Source organism: Sporolituus thermophilus DSM 23256 (genome assembly GCF_900102435.1).
Taxonomy (GTDB): domain Bacteria; phylum Bacillota; class Negativicutes; order Sporomusales; family Thermosinaceae; genus Thermosinus; species Thermosinus thermophilus.
Window position 1 is genome coordinate 1 of the sequence record NZ_FNBU01000036.1, and the last position, 15983, is coordinate 15983.

Annotated in this window: 16 protein-coding genes and 1 rRNA gene; 12 read left to right on the forward strand and 5 right to left on the reverse strand. The window is 53.0% G+C overall.

The annotated features are described in order from the left end of the window. Window positions 1-93 (forward strand): 5S ribosomal RNA (gene rrf / locus BLQ99_RS14175); the annotation flags it as partial. 169 nt (window positions 94-262) lie between these two features. Here the strand turns inward: rrf and BLQ99_RS14180 are convergent. Further along, a complete protein-coding gene (locus tag BLQ99_RS14180; RefSeq protein ID WP_093692099.1) occupies window positions 263-757 on the reverse strand; it encodes a rubrerythrin family protein in 495 nt (164 codons plus the stop codon). 159 nt (window positions 758-916) lie between these two features. Next, window positions 917-1366, reverse strand: coding sequence for an adenosylmethionine decarboxylase (gene speD, locus BLQ99_RS14185; RefSeq protein ID WP_093692101.1), 450 nt, complete (start codon window positions 1364-1366; stop codon window positions 917-919). Between the two features lie 468 nt (window positions 1367-1834). Between speD and BLQ99_RS14190 the strand changes: the two genes are divergently transcribed. The 11 genes from BLQ99_RS14190 (at window position 1835) to BLQ99_RS14240 (ending at window position 13696) form a co-directional block, all read left to right on the forward strand. After that, window positions 1835-3016, forward strand: coding sequence for an FprA family A-type flavoprotein (locus BLQ99_RS14190; RefSeq protein WP_093692103.1), 1182 nt, complete (start codon window positions 1835-1837; stop codon window positions 3014-3016). A gap of 99 nt (window positions 3017-3115) precedes the next feature. Next, complete coding sequence (locus tag BLQ99_RS14195) at window positions 3116-3640, forward strand: hypothetical protein (protein ID WP_093692105.1); 525 nt, start codon at window positions 3116-3118, stop codon at window positions 3638-3640. Between the two features lie 6 nt (window positions 3641-3646). Further along, entirely contained in the window at window positions 3647-4828 is a 1182-nt protein-coding gene (locus BLQ99_RS14200) for a class I SAM-dependent rRNA methyltransferase (RefSeq protein WP_093692107.1), read from the forward strand. A 162-nt stretch (window positions 4829-4990) separates the two neighbouring features. After that, window positions 4991-5446, forward strand: a complete 456-nt coding sequence (locus BLQ99_RS14205) for a CtsR family transcriptional regulator (RefSeq protein ID WP_093692109.1) — start codon at window positions 4991-4993, stop codon at window positions 5444-5446. A gap of 11 nt (window positions 5447-5457) precedes the next feature. Then, complete coding sequence (locus tag BLQ99_RS14210) at window positions 5458-5970, forward strand: UvrB/UvrC motif-containing protein (protein WP_093692111.1); 513 nt, start codon at window positions 5458-5460, stop codon at window positions 5968-5970. Between the two features lie 18 nt (window positions 5971-5988). Continuing rightward, a complete protein-coding gene (locus tag BLQ99_RS14215; protein ID WP_093692113.1) occupies window positions 5989-7071 on the forward strand; it encodes a protein arginine kinase in 1083 nt (360 codons plus the stop codon). Beyond that, window positions 7072-9516: an ATP-dependent Clp protease ATP-binding subunit gene (locus BLQ99_RS14220; protein WP_093692115.1), complete on the forward strand. Its 2445-nt coding sequence runs from the start codon at window positions 7072-7074 to the stop codon at window positions 9514-9516. A 76-nt stretch (window positions 9517-9592) separates the two neighbouring features. Beyond that, a complete protein-coding gene (gene radA, locus BLQ99_RS14225; protein WP_093692117.1) occupies window positions 9593-10951 on the forward strand; it encodes a DNA repair protein RadA in 1359 nt (452 codons plus the stop codon). Next, window positions 10948-12027 carry a DNA integrity scanning diadenylate cyclase DisA gene (gene disA / locus BLQ99_RS14230; RefSeq protein ID WP_093692119.1) on the forward strand — a complete coding sequence of 360 codons (1080 nt, stop codon included), beginning with the start codon at window positions 10948-10950 and terminating at the stop codon, window positions 12025-12027. The genes radA and disA overlap by 4 nt, the downstream gene beginning before the upstream one ends. A gap of 181 nt (window positions 12028-12208) precedes the next feature. Further along, entirely contained in the window at window positions 12209-12925 is a 717-nt protein-coding gene (locus tag BLQ99_RS14235; protein ID WP_093692121.1) for a L,D-transpeptidase family protein, read from the forward strand. A gap of 69 nt (window positions 12926-12994) precedes the next feature. Next, a complete protein-coding gene (locus tag BLQ99_RS14240; RefSeq protein ID WP_093692123.1) occupies window positions 12995-13696 on the forward strand; it encodes a polysaccharide deacetylase family protein in 702 nt (233 codons plus the stop codon). 58 nt (window positions 13697-13754) lie between these two features. On the opposite strand, the gene BLQ99_RS14245 is transcribed toward BLQ99_RS14240, so the two are convergent. From BLQ99_RS14245 to BLQ99_RS14255, 3 genes are all read right to left on the reverse strand, one after another. Continuing rightward, window positions 13755-14093 carry a stage II sporulation protein P gene (locus BLQ99_RS14245; RefSeq protein WP_093692125.1) on the reverse strand — a complete coding sequence of 113 codons (339 nt, stop codon included), beginning with the start codon at window positions 14091-14093 and terminating at the stop codon, window positions 13755-13757. Window positions 14094-14108: 15 nt separating this feature from the next. Beyond that, the gene (gene spoIIP / locus BLQ99_RS14250) at window positions 14109-15236 is read right to left on the reverse strand and encodes a stage II sporulation protein P (RefSeq protein ID WP_093692127.1); all 1128 of its coding nucleotides are present in this window, start codon (window positions 15234-15236) and stop codon (window positions 14109-14111) included. Window positions 15237-15365: 129 nt separating this feature from the next. Beyond that, the gene (locus BLQ99_RS14255; protein WP_093692129.1) at window positions 15366-15761 is read right to left on the reverse strand and encodes a nucleoside triphosphate pyrophosphohydrolase family protein; all 396 of its coding nucleotides are present in this window, start codon (window positions 15759-15761) and stop codon (window positions 15366-15368) included. Window positions 15762-15983: the final 222 nt, after the last annotated feature.

Genomic DNA, 15983 nt, shown 5'->3' on the forward strand with positions numbered 1-15983 from the left:
CCACCTGTTCCCATACCGAACACAGCAGTTAAGCCCGTAAACGCCGAAAGTACTTGGCTGGAGACGGCCTGGGAGGATAGGTAGACGCCGGTTACACAAAAGAGCACCTAACACTAGGTGCTCTTTTTGTAATTATAGCTGTTTTCATATCGGCATGGAGGTTAAAACCCGATGAAAGCCAATATATTACATGAGGCCATCTGAGATTGTGCAATGAAAAAGACTAATAAAAAATGCCGCATGCAAGATGCGGCATTTTTTATTAGTCTACTTTCTTGTACGCTTGGGCCTTGGCGCCGCAGATGGGACATTTTTCCGGAGCTTCGCCTTCGTTAATGTGCCCACAGACGGTGCAAAGGTAAAGGTCTACGACTTCTTTCTTTTCCAGGTTATCAAGATACTTCTGATAGAGTTCGGCGTGAACCTTCTCGGCCTCATTGGCGAATTTAAAAGAACGCAGAGCGGTAGTGTTATTTTCGGCTTCTGCTTCCTGGATGAAGGGCGGGTACATTTCGCTAAATTCATAGGTCTCACCGGCTATAGCAGCTTTCAGGTTTTCGGCCGTTGATTTGATGCCGCCCATGGCTTTGAGATGGGCCAGAGCATGGATCGTTTCGGCTTCGGCAGTGGCGCGGAACAATTTGGCTACTTGTGGATAGCCTTCGAGCTCGGCTTGTTTGGCAAAAGCCAAGTATTTACGGTTGGCTTGGGATTCGCCGGCAAAAGCGGTGGCAAGGTTTTTCTCAGTGTTAGACATTTCAATTCCCTCCATATATAATTTATTATTATTCTCTATGGAATATTATTATCTATAACCCAAAAGTTGTCAAGTAAAAAATTGCCTGTCCATTAAAAATTTTTAATCTAAACAATAACAGCCAGCAAAACATATGCTGGCTGTTATTGTTTAGATCTATTACTTTGTCCGCAGAAAGTTTAGTACTCTTGCACCTGTATTGCGTACCCGACGCAGTGGGGCAATACTAACCGACACTTTTGGCTTCATATCTTTTTCCGCGCCAAAATCGCCGCGCTTAATATTTGTTGTCTTCGTTTTCTCCGGTTTCAAAAAGGATTTGAGAACAGCAACCGCTTTATCCGGGCGGCTATGGTCGCCGCAGGTGAACACGTCTACTGCGGCATACCCCAATTCAGGGTAGGTGTGGATACTCATATGACTTTCGGCCAGCAGCGCCAAAGCAGTCAGACCCTGCGGCTCGAACTTATAGGACGAAAAGTCGAGCAGGGTCATATTCGCTTCTTTGACGGCCGTGATCATGGCGCTCTTTACGAACTCCAGATCATCCAACACTTCGAAGCTGCAGCCGTACATGTCAACAGTGAGATGTTTGCCAATTACTTTCATCACTCATCGCCCCTTCTACCTGGATTTTTTAAATGAGGCGTATACTTTTCCTCAAAAAAGCGGGAATTTCAGTGCTTTTCCAACGAAAAGCGTGATTTTGCTGTAGGATTAGCAGTATTACGCCGTTTATTATATGCATTATACAGTTTTTCATTATAAATTGCTTGGACAGGAATGTAAAGAGATATTTAAAAAAAATCACGAGAAAAATTTCCCGTTGTTGGTTGATACCTAATTTATTGAGATATACTACTTATGACTGGATGACATGATGTTTTGCTAATGTAATGTATGAATATCTTGCAGGAATAGTGTTCTTCATGTACAATTTTTCCCATGATGATGTGTTATATCAAACAAGAATGGGGCGCCGGGTGTCCGACCCGCGAAGAACTGGACTGCCTGGCGACCATAGCAACGCCTGGCAAGCCATTACTTTAAAAGAAAAGTGAATAGGAAGGTGGATAAATGAATAACGTAAAACTTGCTGAAGGGATTTACTATGTAGGCGCCGTCGACTGGACGGTTCGCGATTTTCACGGGTATACTACGCCGCGCGGGGTGACTTATAACTCGTATCTCATTGTCGACGAGAAGGTATGCGTCATTGATACGGTCAAGGCGCCCTTTGCCGCTGAATTCATTGAGCGCATTTCCCAGCATGTCGATCCGGCCCGCATTGACTATGTCATTACCAACCACATCGAGCCCGATCATTCCAGCGCTTTGTCCGCCCTCATGGAGCGGGCCCCGCAGGCCAAAGTGCTGCTGACCGAACACGGCAAGGCAGGCATCGTAAAGTACTATCAAAAAGAATACAATTTCCAGGTAGTTAAAGAAGGCGACGTCCTCGACCTCGGCCGGAATAAGCTGCATTTTCTCCCCCTGCCCATGCTGCACTGGCCAGATTCGATGGTTAGCTATCTCGATGGTGAGCAAATCCTCTTTTCTAATGATGCCTTCGGCCAGCACATTTCGACGACCAAACGGTTTGACGATGAGAATGACATTAACGAAGTCCTGTATGAAGCGGCCAAGTATTACGCCAATATTCTGATGCCCTATGGCAAGCTTGTTCCTGGCGCGCTGAAAAAAGCCGCCCAATTCCCCATTCGCATGATTGCTCCCAGCCACGGCGTTGTCTGGCGCAGCCATATCCCGGCAATTTTGTCCAAGTATGAGCAATGGGCGACAGGCTACGCAACCGACAAAATCGTGATCGCCTATGACAGCATGTGGGGCAGCACGGAAAAGATGGCGCGCCATATTTTAGAGGGAGTGGCTGCCGCCGGGGCTATCGGCAAACTATACCGCATGTCGGCCGCGGACCGTAGCGAAGTTATTGCGGATATTCTGGAGGCAAAGGGTCTGTTGGTTGGTTCCTCGACCCTGAATAATGGCATGCTGCCGAGCATTGGCGCCTTGCTCGTCTATCTCAAAGGACTGCGCCCCACTAAAAAGACGGGCGCTTGCTTCGGGGCCTATGGTTGGGGAGGCGGCGCCCAAAAGGACATGGAAGAATTGTTGAAAGGCGCCGGCGTAGCCGTCGAGTCCGGCCTGACCCTAAAATGGGCGCCGGACAGCCAGGAAAAGGAAAAATGCTTCCAGTTTGGCTATGATTTCGCAATGAAGGTATTGGCCGCCAAATAGCAACTATAAAGAGAGAGGGCATTGGCCCTCTCTTACATATTGCCCGGTTGCCCGTGTTACACTAATTTGCAGCCACAAAAAAGGGCGGCGGAGGTAGGCATGTTTACATTTCACCACGGGTTTTGGACCTACTTTTTTACCAGGCGGCATCCCGCAGTTTGGCAATTTGTCATTGGTTCGATGCTTCCTGATTATGTCTACTTTATTGTGCTGGGCCTAATGGTGGTCCAAGGGCATATTGGTCTGGGTGAAATCCCGGGCCTGACGCCTGCCGTCTTTTTGAGTTACCTCCCGTTCTACCCCTGGGCCGTCCAGATTGACCTCATCGGTCATTCCGTTGTCGTCTGGGGTATGGCATTTGGCCTATCGCTGCTGCCATCGCTAAGGAAAGCGCAGCCTTTGGTCATCGGCTGGGGCTTGCACCTTTTTATCGACGGCATTACTCATGCCGCTTATAGCAATTTTTTTCTTTATCCGTTGTCGATGCTGACGGTGCAAAGCCCGGTTTCTTATTGGGAACCGGAATATTTTGGCCGTGAGTTTCGCACCGTCAACGGCGCTCTTGTCACTCTTGCCGTTTTGTACCTGGCTTATCAATGGTGGAAAAATAAATACCGGAGATGAAAAAAAGTGGAACCAACCAGTAATGTATATATTCGCAAAGGGGCACAGCACCGCGTAGAAAGCGGCCACCCCTGGCTGTATCAGACCGAAGTCGACAAAATAGAAGGCGATTTTAGCCCTGGCGATATTGTCGACGTTTATAACCACCGCCGCCGCTTTGTCGGGCGGGGCTACATCAATCCGCGGTCGCAGATTCTGGTGCGCTTCTTGACGCGCGAGCAGGAACCGATCGACCGCGCTTTTTTCAAGCGACGCATTGAGGCGGCCTGGCAGTACCGTCAGCGCTTCCTCGACGAGCCGGAATACTGTCGGCTAATTTTTGGCGAAGCCGACTTTTTACCGGCGCTCATCGTCGATAAATTCGGTGATTATTTGGTTGTCCAAACCCTTGCGCTTGGCATTGACCGATTTAAGGAAACCATTGTTGATATTCTCGACGAACTCTTGTGTCCCGCCGGTATTTACGAACGCAACGATGTGCCGGTGCGGGAGCTCGAAGGGTTGGATCAACGCAAGGGGTATCTCAAAGGACAGTTTCCTACGCTTATTCAGGTACGGGAAAATGGTCTGCCCTTTTACGCCGATATCGAAAACGGCCAAAAGACGGGCTTTTTCTACGACCAACGGGAAAACAGACGGTTTTTGCGCCATATTGCCGGCGGCGCCGAAGTATTGGACTGTTTCTGCCACACCGGTTCGTTCGCTGTCCACGCCGCCGTATACGGGGCCAAGCGCGTCCAGGCTATCGACATTTCTGACCTGGCGATTGAACTGGCGCGGAAAAATGCGGCCCTCAACGGCGTGGCCGACCGCTGCTCTTTCGAAGTCGCGAACGCTTTTGATGTGCTGCGGGAGCTGTCCGATGAACGCCGGCAGTTCGATATCGTCATTCTTGACCCGCCGGCCTTTACCAAAAGCCGCGGCACGATCGAGAGCGCAGCTCGCGGTTATAAGGAAATCAACCTGCGGGGGCTCAAGCTTGTCCGCCCCGGCGGTTTTCTCATTACTTGTTCGTGTTCGTACCACATGGACCGCGAGTTATTTAAGGCCATTGTCGTCGATGCCGCCCGCGACACGCGGCGCACTATCCGCGAAGTCGAATACCGGACGCAGGCGAAAGACCACCCCATTTTGCCGGCGGCGCCGGAAACCCATTATCTCAAGTTTCTGGTTTTGCAAGTTCTATAATACCGTCAACACGGCCGCTTATCGTTTTATTGATAAGCGGCCATAATATTTTTGGGTTAATTTTTTTGTAAAATTTTTCTGCAACCCTCTTGCAAAAAGTCAAAAAGTCAAATAAAATAAAATCAAAGGTCAAAAAAAGTCAAACTCGTGGGGGGGAAAGCCATGGCCAACCTGGTCGACCTCATAGAACAATTTATTCTGCATAAGCTGGAAACTGGCCAGGACGAAGTCATAATCCTCAAACGCAACGAAATTGCCGACGAGCTTGAGTGCGCGCCCTCGCAAGTTAGTTACGTCCTAAGTACGCGCTTTACGGTTGAGCGGGGGTTTATTGTCGAGTCGCGGCGAGGCTCCGGCGGCTATATCCGCATTGCCCGTATTCCGCTCGCCGAGATTTTGTTTGAGGATGTGGCGCGCAGCGTGCGACCGGATATTACCTACGACGAATTGGAAATGATTGCAGACCGGCTGCGGCGGCATAATTTGCTCACCGGCCGGGAGGCGGCGCTCATGCTTCACTTTTTCAAGCTAATTTACGATTATGTCGATGCCGAAGACCGGGCGCGCATCGTTCGCTCGCTGCTAATGGGTTTGGCTCATCACGAGAAATTGCGTTAGGGGGGATCGGGATGTTGTGTGATGAATGCAAACGACGGCCGGCATCGGTCCATATTACCAAAATAACCAATAATCACAAGGTGGAAAAACATTTGTGCCAGCAGTGCGCGCAGGCGAGCGGCGAAGGCAGTTTTTCCTTTGGGCCGCAGTTTTCGGTTCATGATTTTCTCAAGGGAATGTTTACTCACGGTTTCGGAGAGGGCCATATTGCCCAGAGTCAGCCGGCGTGCGCGAATTGCGGCATGACCTATCAGGATTTTAGCCGCACCGGCCGCATTGGTTGCAGCGCCTGTTACGGCGCCTTCGGCCAGCGTCTTGAGCCGCTGCTCCGCCGCATCCACGGCGCGAGCGTCCATACCGGTAAACTCCCCAAGCGCGCCGGCGGCCAGTTGGAGCTAAAACAGCGTCTTAAGCGCCTGCGTCAGGAGCTTTCCAGGCATGTGGCCAACGAGGAATATGAACAGGCCGCCCGTGTACGGGATGAAATCCGCAGCCTGGAAAAACAACTAAACAGTCAGAGTTAAAAAAGGGGGGAGGATCGCATGGCGCTCGAAAACATTCTCGATCAGCCGCTTAATCCCTGGATGGCAGGCGGCGGGCCGGACGGCGATATTGTCCTTTCCAGCCGGATCCGTTTGGCGCGTAATTTTGAAGCTGTTCCGTTCCCTAACCGGGCGAAAGGCGGCCAGCTTGCCGCCATCGTGGACCAGCTGCGCAAATCGGTCAATGACTTGACCAATCTTGACGGACACCGTTATCTGTTTATCGAGATGGAGAAACTATCGCCGCTGGAACGGTATGTCTTGGTGGAGAAACACATCATTAGTCCTAACTTGGCGCAAGAAGCCGAAAACCGGGCCCTGATCGTCCGTGACGACGCTGCGGTAAGTATTATGATTAATGAAGAAGACCATCTGCGTATTCAGTGCCTTGCCCCCGGCCTGAATTTAAACGATGCGCTTAAATGGGCCAACAAAGTCGATGATGCTATCGAAGGACGGCATGATATCGCTTTTAGTGAGCAGATGGGCTACCTTACGGCCTGTCCGACCAATCTTGGTACAGGTCTGAGGGCCTCGGTCATGGTGCATCTGCCGGCTTTGGTACTAAGCGGCCAAATTAACCGCCTGGTGACCGCTGCCACGCAATTGGGTCTGGCCGTAAGGGGCATTTACGGCGAAGGCAGTGAAGCCGTCGGCAATATCTTTCAAATTTCCAACCAGCTTACCCTTGGTCACGGCGAACAGGAGATCGTCGAAAATTTGTACAGCGTTGCCCGGCAAGTCGTTGATCACGAACGGTCGGCCCGGCAGGCACTGCTGGCCGAGTCGCGGGACGTCCTGGCCGACCGGGTATGGCGAGCTTACGGCGTACTGCGGTATGCTCGCAGTTTATCCGGCCAGGAAGCCCTATCCATGCTTAGCGAAGTTCGGCTCGGCATTGATTTAAAAATCATCGACGAAGTACCACCGGTGATTTTCAACGAATTGTTAGTCACAACCAGGCCCAATTTTCTGCAAAAATTGGCCGGACGGGCCGAGCTGGGGCCGGCGGAGCGCGACCGCTTGCGCGCCCAAATAATTCGTCAACGCTTAGAAGATAATAAAACCAGAGGAGGGAAATAAATGTTAGACAGGTTTACCGAACGGGCAAGAAAGGTACTGGCACTGGCCCATCAGGAAGCGATGCGGCTGGGCCATAATTACATCGGTACGGAGCATCTGCTGCTTGGTCTTATCCATGAAGGCGAAGGGGTAGCGGCGCGGGCATTAGCGTCGCTGAATATCAGCCTGCAGACGGTACGGGCCCAAGTCGAAGCCATTATCGGCCGCGGCGAAGCTCCGCAGCAGCAAATCGGCTACACGCCCCGGGCGAAGCGGGTGCTGGAATTGGCGGTACAGGAAGCCGCCGCGTTGGGCCATAACTATATTGGCACCGAGCATATCCTGCTGGGCCTTATCCGCGAAGGGGAGGGCGTGGCGGCTCAAGTGCTCAATAGCCTCGGCGCCGATATAAATGTAGTCCGGCAGCGGGTAATCGAGCTTTTGGGCGGCTTTGTCATGTCCGGTACGATGCCGGCGGGGCATGGGGCAGCAATGGCCGGCGGCAATACCCATACGCCGCTTCTTAATGAATATGGCCGCGACCTCAATAAACTGGCCCAGGAAGGCAAGATTGACCCGGTTGTCGGCCGGGAAACCGAAATCGAACGCGTTATTCAGGTTCTCAGCCGCCGCACCAAGAACAACCCGGTGCTGATCGGCGAGCCGGGCGTTGGCAAGACGGCCATCGCCGAGGGCCTGGCGCAGCGGATTGTGGAGGGAAAAGTGCCGGAAACGCTGCGTGACAAGCGGGTAGTATCCCTTAATATGGGCTCGCTGGTGGCCGGTTCCAAATATCGCGGTGAATTCGAAGAGCGCCTCAAAAAAATCATGGACGAAATTCGCCAGGCCGGCAACGTAATACTGTTTATTGACGAAATCCATACCCTTATTGGCGCCGGCGCCGCCGAGGGGGCCGTCGATGCCGCCAACATCCTCAAACCGGCTCTGGCGCGCGGCGAACTGCAGACCATTGGTGCCACCACTTTGGACGAATACAAAAAGCATATAGAAAAGGATGCCGCCCTGGAACGGCGCTTCCAGCCGATCATGGTAGGCGAGCCGTCGGTCGAGGACGCCATCGAAATTCTCCGCGGCCTGCGCGACCGTTATGAGGCTTTCCATAAAGCGCAGATTACCGACGAAGCTATTGTTGCCGCCGTAAAATTGTCGCACCGCTACATCACCGACCGGTTTCTCCCTGACAAGGCTATTGACCTAATGGATGAAGCGGCATCAAGGGTACGGCTGCGCGCGGTGTCGCTGCCGCCGGATGTTAAAGAACTTGAGAAGAAACTGGAAAAACTGCTAGCGGAAAAACAGGCGGCCATTACCGCCCAGGAGTTTGAAGAAGCAGCCCGGATCAAGCGGGAAGAAGACCAAATTCGGCAGGAGCTGGAAACAAGGCAGAAGGACTGGAAACAGCGCGGCAGCGGCGAGGTTATTGTGACCGAAGAGGACATTGCCGAAATTGTCGCGAAGTGGACCGGCATTCCGGTGAAAAAACTGGCCGAGGAAGAATCGGAGCGGCTGCTTAAGCTGGAGGAAATTTTGCACCGGCGGGTCATTGGCCAAGACGATGCGGTCAAGGCGGTGGCCAGAGCCATCCGCCGCGCCCGCGCCGGTCTTAAGGATCCTAAACGGCCGATTGGCTCTTTCCTGTTCCTGGGTCCGACGGGCGTCGGCAAGACGGAACTGGCTCGCGCGCTGGCGGAAGCACTGTTCGGCAAAGAAGAGGCCATGATCCGCTTTGATATGTCGGAATACATGGAAAAGCACACGGTGTCGCGGCTGATTGGCGCGCCGCCCGGCTATGTCGGCTATGAAGAAGGCGGCCAGCTGACCGACGCCGTCCGTCGCCACCCTTATTCCGTTATCTTACTGGATGAAATTGAGAAGGCGCACTACGATGTCTTCAATATTCTGCTGCAGGTCCTGGAAGACGGGCGCCTGACCGACGGCAAGGGACGGACCGTCGACTTCCGCAATACGGTTATAATTATGACCTCCAATGCCGGTGCTTCCCATCTGCGCAAAGACACCGCTGCCCTTGGCTTTTTGGCCGATAAGGAGCAAAACGATGCGCAGGCGGCTAAGGCGCGGGTGATGGAGGAAGTGAAACGTACCTTCCGGCCGGAGTTCATCAACCGGGTTGATGAAATTATCGTATTCAATAGTCTAACCGATGATGACCTGAAGCAAATCGTCGAGCTCATGCTGGGAAGCGTTGCCAAGCGCTTGGCTGATACCGACCTTAAACTGGAAGTGACCGAGCGGGCCAAAGCAGAACTGGTCAAGGAAGGGCGCGACCATGTCTACGGCGCGCGGCCGCTCAGACGGGCGATCCAGAAGATGGTCGAGGATGAAATTGCCGAACTAATGCTGCGCCAAGACATTACGAGTGGTGACACGGTAGTTGTGGATGCCGATGAAAATGGCAAACTGACCTTCACCAAAAAAGGGAGTTAGCAGGAAATAAAGTCGGCAAAGGCGAAAAAAGCACTCACTCATGTGGGTGCTTTTTTCACGGAAGGAGCAATTGTTTTTGTCCAAAATGAAAGTTGCGTTTATCTGCCAGGAGTGCGGTTACGATTCGCCCAAGTGGCTGGGGCGCTGTCCTGGTTGTGGCGCCTGGAACACGCTGGTCGAGGAATTGGCAGCCAGGCCGACGGCCAAAATAAAATATGTGACTCCCAGTAAGCCCCGTCCCATCACGGAAGTAGACACTACGGCGGTGCCGCGTTTTAAGAGCGGCATAAATGAGTTTGACCGGGTACTGGGCGGCGGCATTGTGCCGGGAGCGCTGATCCTGATTGGGGGCGATCCGGGCATCGGCAAGTCCACCTTGCTGCTGCAGGTGGCCGCCGGAGTGAGCCAGCGGCAGGGCCGGGTGTTGTACGTGTCCGGTGAGGAATCGGCCGCTCAGACGCGGATGCGGGCCGAGCGGCTCGGTAGTTTGCAGGATACCCTCTATATCATGACCGAAACCAACCTGGACGAAATTGCGGCGACGGCGGCCAACATGAAGCCGGCGCTGGTGGTAATCGATTCCATCCAAACAATGTATAGCCCAGAGATTGCGGCGGCACCGGGTAGTGTAAGCCAGGTGCGCGAGTCGACAGGCAAGCTGCTAAGGTTGGCTAAGGAAACCAGTATCCCCATTGCCGTCATTGGCCATGTGACCAAAGAAGGCAATATCGCCGGCCCCCGGCTGTTAGAGCATATGGTAGATGTAGTCCTTTATTTTGAAGGGGAACGGAGTTATGCTTTTCGCGTACTCAGGGCCATGAAAAACCGCTTTGGCTCGACGAGCGAGAGCGGCATTTTTTCCATGGAAGAAACCGGGCTGAGCGAAGTGGCCAGCCCTTCTCAATTGCTATTGTCCGAGCGGCCCCGCGAGGCGCCAGGGTCAGTGGTAATGGCCTGCATGGAAGGAATGAGGCCACTCTTGATTGAGGTTCAGGCTCTGGTCAGTACTACTTGTTTTGGCATGCCCCGCCGCATGGCCGTCGGCTTTGATTACAACCGCCTCATTTTGCTGCTCGCTGTTCTGGAAAAGCGAGTGGGGCTAATGCTAGGCAATCAAGACGCCTATGTCAACGCGGTCGGCGGCATCCGGGTGACCGAGCCGGCCGCCGATCTGGCCGTGGCGCTGGCAATTGCGTCCAGTTTTCGCAATGTTGCGGTTGTAGACGATGCTGTCGTCATGGGCGAAGTGGGGCTAACGGGGGAAGTGCGGATGGTCTCACGGCTTGACGAGCGGATCAGCGAGGCCGCAACCATGGGGTTTAGGCGGATTATTGTGCCGCGCGGCAATGTAAGCGGCGTGAAGGGCAAGCAGCGAGGGCTCGAAATAATCGGCGTGAGCAGCGTGGAAGAGGCAATGGAGGCGGTATTTTTATGATCAAAGGACAGGAACGCGTATGGGATGGCCGGTTTATCCGGGCCATCCGGACGCTGGCGCCCGGCACGCCGCTACGGGAAGGACTGGAGAACGTCTTGCGGGCGAAAATGGGAGCGCTGGTTGTCATTGGCGATTCGCCGGCCGTTATGGAATTGGTGGACGGCGGTTTTTCCTTAAACTGCGATTTCACCCCGTCCGGGTTTTACGAACTGGCCAAAATGGATGGGGCCATTGTCTTATCCCATGATGCCAAACGCATCCTCTACGCCAATGCCCAGCTGGTACCTGACGCCACTATGCCCACCGCTGAAACAGGAACGCGCCACCGCACCGCCGAAAGGGTAGCCCGGCAGACAGGGGCGCTGGTTATTGCCATTTCCCAGCGGCGCCATATCATTACCCTGTATCTTGACAATATGCGCTATATTCTCAAAGACATTTCGGTCATCCTCAGCCGGGCAAACCAGGCCCTGCAGACACTGGAGAAGTACCGGCGCGTTCTTAACCGCAGTCTCACGACCCTCAGCGCTTTGGAGTTTGAGGATTTAGTAACGCTTACCGACGTCACCGCAGCCATTATCCGGGCCGAGCAAGTGAGCCGCATTGCCCGGGAAATAGAGCGGCATGTCATCGAACTTGGCAGTGAAGGCCGCTTGGTCAGTATGCAGATGGAAGAGCTTATGCCCGAAGAAGACGAGGAGCAATTGCTCATCAAGGATTACTGCACAAGCGCTGACCCCAAGGTGCAGGAACAGGTGCGGGAACAGCTGGCCGCATTGCCGGAAGAAAATTTGGATGCCCTTGCCGTTAGCCGGCTGCTCGGCTATGGTGTTACCGCCAATGCCCTCGATGTACCGGTGGTGCCGCGGGGCTACCGCGTGCTCCGGCGTATTCCCCGGCTGCCCATGCTGGTTGTAGAAAACTTGGTAGCTCATTTTAAGACATTGCACCGCATTTACAATGCTACTATCGCCGAACTGGACGAAGTGGAAGGTATCGGCGAAGTGCGCGCCAAAACAATAAAAGACGGTCTCAAGCGGGTGCGCGAACAAGCCCTGCTGGACCGTCATGGTTGATCCGGGTCTATACTATTGTATCACAACCCCTTGCATTCGTTTTAGGGTGCAAGGGGTTTTTCGATTGGCGGATTTTTTTTGCCGCCATCGGCGAAATATCGCGTAATTAAATCATATATTTTTGCGCGCCACAATACCCATATTAACGGGTAAGATTGCAGCATTTTGGTGGAGGGGGATAATGAATAAGTTTTTTTCGTTAAAAATCAGGCGGCGTCAGCTCTATTTTGGCGTGGCCGCATTACTGCTCGGTCTCTATCTTGGTATATTGGGGCTGGAATATACAATTGATGAACGGGAGCTGGCCGCCATCTCCAACCAGCCTACTACTGCCCCGACAGGTACAGTTAGTATTATCATAAAAGTGCCTGAGCGCATTTTGGAAGTATATAACGACGGACAGCTTTACAAAAAATACCGTGTCGCGGTCGGAAAAAGCAAAACACCTACTCCCGTGGGGGAATGGAAAGTCGTATGGAAAGACTATAACTGGGGATCGGGGTTCGGTACGCGCTGGATGGGATTAAATGTTCCCTGGGGAATTTATGGAATCCACGGCACAAACAACCCGTGGTCGATTGGCCGGTTCGCCAGTCATGGCTGTATCCGCATGCGTAATAAAGATGTGGAAGAACTGTTTGAATGGGTGCCAATCGGGACGGAGGTAAAAATTGTCGGGCCCAAGGTAAAAGTACAGCGGACCCTGAAAAAAGAAATGACCGGCGCCGATGTCGTCATGTTGCAAGTTAAACTTAAAGAGCTGGGCTACCTTAAGGCGCGGGCTGACGGCATATTTGGCGCCGTAACCGAAGAGGCGGTGCGCGCTTTTCAGGCTGACAAAGGTTTGGAGGTTAACGGCGTCGTTAACAGGCAAATGCTTGATCTTTTAGGCATCTAGTTATACATTATCTTTCTTCTTTTTTTCGTTTGTGACGGTTTAGCGTTAGCTATGAAGGGAGTTAGTTTCATGAGGTTTACTCGCTCCCTGTTGTGGAGTTTTCTGGTTATAGCGGGTATTGTCAGTATGGTAATGGCTCACGAGGCTTTTCTGGATACGGCGAAAGTAATAAAAAAAGTGCCGACTACACACAAGGTGGCGGCGCTTACCTTCGATGACGGGCCGGACCCGCATACTACCTTACGGCTGTTAGCAGTGCTTAAGGCCAAACAGGTAAAGGCAACTTTTTTTGTTTTAGGTTCCCAGGCGGAAAACTATCGCGGGCTACTGGCCGAGATCGTGGCGAACGGCCATGAAGTGGCAAGTCACGGCTACACACACCGGTTTCTTAATAAGTTGTCTCACGGAGAATTTGCAGAAGAAATAGATAAAGCCGAAAAGGCTATTGGCGCCGCAGCGCCTAAGCCTACGCTCATTCGCCCGCCCGGCGGCGGCTATAACGACCGCTTAGTCGCCGAACTAAAGCAGCGTGGTTACACAACCGTACTATGGTCAATCGATCCGCGCGACTGGTCTGGACGGAGCGCCAATCAAATTATTGACGCGGTCACGAGGAAAATTGAACCGGGCAGTATTGTCCTTCTGCACGAAGGGGCCTGCGCCAATTTTACGCCGGAGGCGGTAGCGGGTATCATTGACCGGTTGCGGGAAAGAGGGTATACTCTCATAACCGTAAGCGAACTATTACAATACTACGAAATCCGTCATTGATAATCATGCACCGATTTATAGGTTTATTTTTGTTGAGGTCGTCCCTGTTTATCAATAATTACCTGCCCCGTTGCTGTGGTTTTGGCTGGTCAATATTTATATCTTCAATATACCGGGCATAGGCCCGGTTTTCTTCTACCTTGACAATGCGGTAGCGTTTGTTATCTTCCGATATCAGTTCATCGCCGACGCTCACGATGAGCGGGACACGCATGAGTACGGCGCCGGTGGTTTCCTCCATGATGATATAATAGTCATAAATTTTTTGCGGCGGCTGTTCCGGTTTTTGGTGCACCGAAAGTATATGAAGGGGAAGATAGGACAAAAGGATCCATAAGAGAAGTCCGCCTATGGCCAAAGTGCCCAAGATAAGGAACAAGCGACGGCGGCGAACCATAGAGCGTAGCCTCCCTTAACGTTTGCGTTTGCGGCGAAACCCAAGTAGGTCTTTAAACTCTCTGGCTTTAAACTGCGCCAGCTTGCTTTTCGCTTCTTGCCAACTGCCGGTGCTGAGGAAGAGGAAGGCGCCGGCGCCGGCGATTAAGGCGCCGGCAATGACGAGAATGTCGCGACCGATACCGGCATTGGGTGACTCCGATAGTCCTATGGCGGCACCGTCTGGCGCCGCGGGAGCGGCGCCGGCGCCTTGCCGGCTGCCGTTAAGGATAGTGGGCACAATGTCGGCAAATAAGGCAGCACTGCGTTCGGCTGCGTCGCGGGAATTGTACTGGGTGCCAATTTCGATTAGCATGGCCCGAGGACTGAGATCCTGGTTATAGTTACCATGGGCAATAAAGATGCCCCGGATAAGTCCGCGGTATTTGGCATCGGCGGCGTCTTTAATCTGGCGGGCAAAGGCCATAGTTGTTTCCCGGTTCTGGTTCTGCCGGCCGACAACCAGCAAAATCTTGGTGGCTGGCGCGCCGGCAATTGTAGTAGTATACACGCTTTGCGGCGCGCTGTCGCGGTGAATGTCAAACAGGGCCACCGGCTTGCGTTCCAGCAATTTCATAACGGTTCGGCGGGAGCGTTGATAGGCGTTGGCGTCATGCGGTTCATGGAGGGTTTTGCTGTGGTCGGTGGCAACGCCCAGTTCTTCCAGGCGTTTGGCGAAACTGTCGCCTACAAGCATAACACCGCCATTTCCCGGGTCGGTTGCTTTGCCGTCAGACGGGATATAGGATTCGTCGGTGTGGGTATGGTAAATGGCGATAAGCGGTGGCTGGGCCGGGGCCGCGGGGGCTTGCGCCGGGATGGCGGCAATTTCGCTTTTACTGTACGTTTCATCGCGCACATAGCGGGCCTTGGCCAGCGTTCCCTCCACGGCTGTTATTTCGTAAACCCGGTCATTTTCGTCGATAAACTCATCACCCGGGTGGACTTCCAGTCCGGTCTGAAATATGACACTACCTTTCTCATCAACGATCGTCATGTACCCGGAGACCAGCTCAGAGCTGTTATAAGGGCTGCCGGCTACGCGTCCCGGCGGAGCGACGACCATGAACAGTAGCAGGAGAACGAAGACGTAGATGCAGCGCATAAGTACACCTCTTCTGCTAACATTATTTTTATCATATCCGCCGGTGGGGTCCTTTATGTAAAAAAGCGCAACCGGATAGCCGGTTGCGCTTTTAAAACGGTAAAGGTTAGGTAAGGTAGCGAATACCTGTCATGATAGGTGGTAGGCGCCAAGGGTGGTGAGATTGCTGCGTTCCTGGCGCACGATGTCATGAAGGTTGAGCCCGGTCAGATTGCATAGGGCGGCCAAATAGAACAGGCTATGCCCCAGTTCCTTGGCGATTATTTCCTGACAGGCAGTACAGGGCTGCCCGGAAAGGTGCGAAGACATAAAGTGACGGAGCTCACTGTATGTTGTATTCGGGGGGATTTGCGGCCGCGATGCTTGGACGGTTATGCAGCCACACTCGGTGACGGCTTTGGCCACGGCCCGGTTAACCCGGGCGGTTGCCTCCTGGTACTTGGTCAATACATCCAATATACTCCGGTGGCGAATGAGGTATTGGTCGACAGCGGCTTGGAAGTCTAGGCAACATTTGTCATGCATACTGCAGCACCTCTCACTTTGACGGTTGATCCCAGGGCAGTTGATTGAGGATGCATTCATTTGAACGCGCTAACTTTTGAGTTAATTATATAAAGCGCTCTCCGGCATTGTCAACGTCTGCCAGACAGAAAGATAGTGTCAAGACATTGTAGGATTTTTTAGAAGACATACCATCACGGATGAGTTAACATAATATTAAGCATAGGCAAGCGAAAGCTCCCG